General features: G+C 59.9%; 4 protein-coding genes. 2 read left to right on the forward strand and 2 right to left on the reverse strand.

Annotation, left to right across the window (positions count from 1 at the left end; translation table 11 throughout):
- A partial coding sequence (locus ACIREA_RS29895) for a helix-turn-helix domain-containing protein (protein WP_397385977.1) occupies nt 1-94 on the forward strand: 94 nt, incomplete at its 5' end.
- 141 nt (nt 95-235) lie between these two features.
- Nucleotides 236-1897 carry a DNA repair protein RecN gene (recN, locus tag ACIREA_RS29900; RefSeq protein ID WP_397385974.1) on the forward strand — a complete coding sequence of 554 codons (1662 nt, stop codon included), beginning with the start codon at nt 236-238 and terminating at the stop codon, nt 1895-1897.
- A gap of 2 nt (nt 1898-1899) precedes the next feature.
- On the opposite strand, the gene ACIREA_RS29905 is transcribed toward recN, so the two are convergent.
- The gene (locus ACIREA_RS29905; RefSeq protein ID WP_397385975.1) at nt 1900-2217 is read right to left on the reverse strand and encodes a hypothetical protein; all 318 of its coding nucleotides are present in this window, start codon (nt 2215-2217) and stop codon (nt 1900-1902) included.
- 30 nt (nt 2218-2247) lie between these two features.
- Nucleotides 2248-2891, reverse strand: a 644-nt coding sequence (locus ACIREA_RS29910; RefSeq protein WP_397385976.1) for a fibronectin type III domain-containing protein, incomplete at its 5' end; no start/stop codon positions are given.

The raw sequence follows: 2891 nt of genomic DNA on the forward strand, positions 1-2891 counted from the left end.
GAAAGGCGTCGCCGCCGAGCTCGGTTACAAATCCGCCGCACATTTTTCGCGCGCTTTTAAAGCATGGAGTGGAAGATCACCCCGCGGAGGATAGGCCTCCGGCCTGTCAACGGATCGAGGCGTCCCGCCTTCGATCTGGCACGGTGACAAAATTTTCGACAGCCGGTCTGTCTCCTGGTGGTTGAAATGCAGAAAGGACGATACATGTTCGTTTGCCCACCATTCCATCCCACCCATGCTTTCCTTCCTCAAAATCCGCAATCTGGCCCTCGTTGAAGATGTGACCTGGGAGCTGGCCGCTGGTCTCATCGGCGTGACGGGGGAGACGGGCGCAGGCAAATCCATCATCGTCGGCGCTTTGAAGCTGATCCTTGGCGAACGTGCCGACCGCAGCCTGATCCGCAACGGCCAGGACGCCTGCACCGTGGAGGCCGGTTTCCACCTCAAGGACACCCGCGCCATCGATGTCGTGCTCGAAGAAGCCGGTCTTGAACCCTGCCAGGACGGCGAACTCCTCATCAAACGCTCCATCAGCACCAGCGGAGCCAACAAACAGTTCGTCAACTGCTCCCCGGTCACCATCCAGGTGCTCAAGAGCCTCGGCGAATTCCTCGTCGATCTCCACGGCCCCCACGATCACCAGTCCCTCAATTCCAAGGACCGCCAGCTCGAAATGCTCGACAAGTATGCCAGCGTTGAGGAACTGCTGGGCAAATACCAGGACACCTGGAAGCTCTGGCGTGCCGCCGCAACAGAACTCGATGAACTCGAAAATTCCGAGCGCGCCAGCAGCCAGCAGATCGACATGCTCAAGTTCCAGGCGACCGAAATCGCTTCCGCAAACTTGAAGCCGGGCGAGGAAGAGGAAATCGAATCCCGTCACCGCATCGCCGCCAACGGCGCACGCCTCGCCGAACTCTGCGGCAGCATCACCGGCCGCCTCAGCGAAGGCGAAGGCAGTGTCATCGATGGCCTGCGCGAGATCAGCCGCAGCATCCACGAACTCGAAAAAATCGATCCCGCCACCGCCACGATGTTCGAAGGCTTCAAGTCCGCTCAAATCGAGCTCACCGAACTCGAAAGCAGCGTGCAGGACTACGCAGATGATCTGGAGATCGACGCCGCCGAACTCGACAAGCTCGAAAGCCGCATCCACACCATCCAGACCCTCAAGCGCAAGTATGGCCGCACCATCGCCGAGATCCTCGAGTTCCTCGCCGAAACCGAGCGCAAACTCGCCAAAATGGAAAACCGCGGCGAAGAAATCGCCAAGCTCCAAAAGCTCGTCAAAGAGCGCGAGGCCGATGTGCTGAAACTAGGCAAACAAATCTCCAAAAAGCGATCCGATTCCGCCCCAAAGCTCGCCAAAGAAGTCGCCTCACACCTCCTCGATCTCGGCTTCAAACGCAGCGTGTTCGAGGCCCAGCTTGCCGTCCTCCCATCACCAGAACGCAACGGCCTCGAAGAAGTCGACTTCCACTTCGCACCCAATCCCGGCGAACCCTCCAAACCCCTCCGCCTCACCGCCTCCAGCGGCGAAATGTCCCGCGTCCTGCTCGCCGTGAAAAGCGCCCTCGCAAAGCAGGACGCCGTGCCCCTCCTCGTCTTTGATGAAATCGATGCCAATGTCGGCGGCAACATCGCCGATGCCGTCGGTCGCAAAATGGCCGCGCTGGGCACGACTCACCAAGTCATCGCCATCACCCACTTCCCACAAGTGGCCTCCCTGGCGAAGAGCCACTTCGTGGTCACCAAGGAAATCACCGGCAACACCACGCGCTCACAGATTCAGGCTGTGAGCGATGAACAACGCGTCGACGAACTCGCACGCATGCTCGGCGGCAGCGCCGACAGCGCGCGTGTTCATGCGCTCAGTTTGCTCAAAGGTGCTGCGTGAGCTCACGCAAAGATGACTGCCATCCGTGGCGGGCGGCCCTTCACCCGGCTCAGCGTGGCGCGCAGGGCCAGTGAACCCAGCTGCGTCTGCGGGTTCCAGCCTTTGGGAGTCTTTTTCCCTGTGCTGGTCCACGGCATGCCGTCCGTAATCCATTGCTGGCGAAAATCATCGTAGCTCACGCCTTTGTCATCGTCAGTCACGCCAAACTGGAATCCGCAGCAGGCACAGATTTCCATCGATGCGCCTCCGGTTCGGTTTCTCGGCGGCTCAGCGAGCTTGTCATAGCCACATACGGGGCAGAAATTGAGGTTGTTTTTCATGGTTGTTTTTTGGAAAGTCGTGGGGCGTTCTCAGCGGGGAGAAAAGCGGAGGTCAGTCGCTTTCACGGTTCTCCCGGGCTGGCGCTGCCAGTAGGTGGGATTGTCCGGCTTGAAGAAGGTCTTGGTTTTACCAGCGCCGTTGTACGCACCAAATACGCGTGTGGCGGGATCAAAGACGCGAAGCGTTCCGTCCGTGTCGTCCAGCTTCATCGGCAGGTTTTCAGCGCGGGCACGCTGCAGGAAGGACCAGGCCTTGGCCGCATAATCATCGGGCGACTTGCTGGAAAAGTCGCCGCCATGTCGCTCAAAATGATCCTGCAGTGAATCAATGTGTCCCCAGGTCTGTCGAGTCGGCGGGGCCTGCTGAGAAACCGCGGCAGGAGCCTCTTTCTTTTCCGGAGTAAGGACATTCAGCACACGGCGTATCAGGGAAGGCTGCGGCGCCGCAGCCGGTGCGCCACCTGTCGTGGTGAAGGTCCCTGTGGCAAGCTTGGCGCGTGCACTGCCCACGCTGAAGTAATACGTGGTGGCCGGTGTCAGCGCTTCCAGCTGCAGGGTGTGATCACGCGTCACCGCACCTTCAGCCTTGCGGTCCAGCGCTGCGGGATTCAGGCCAAACTGCAGTCGCGTGCCGCATTCCACATCCGTGCGCCATTGAATCGTGGCGGTGTTTG

This window comes from Prosthecobacter sp. (genome assembly GCF_044373815.1).
In the GTDB taxonomy this organism is placed as follows: Bacteria; Verrucomicrobiota; Verrucomicrobiia; order Verrucomicrobiales; family Verrucomicrobiaceae; genus Prosthecobacter.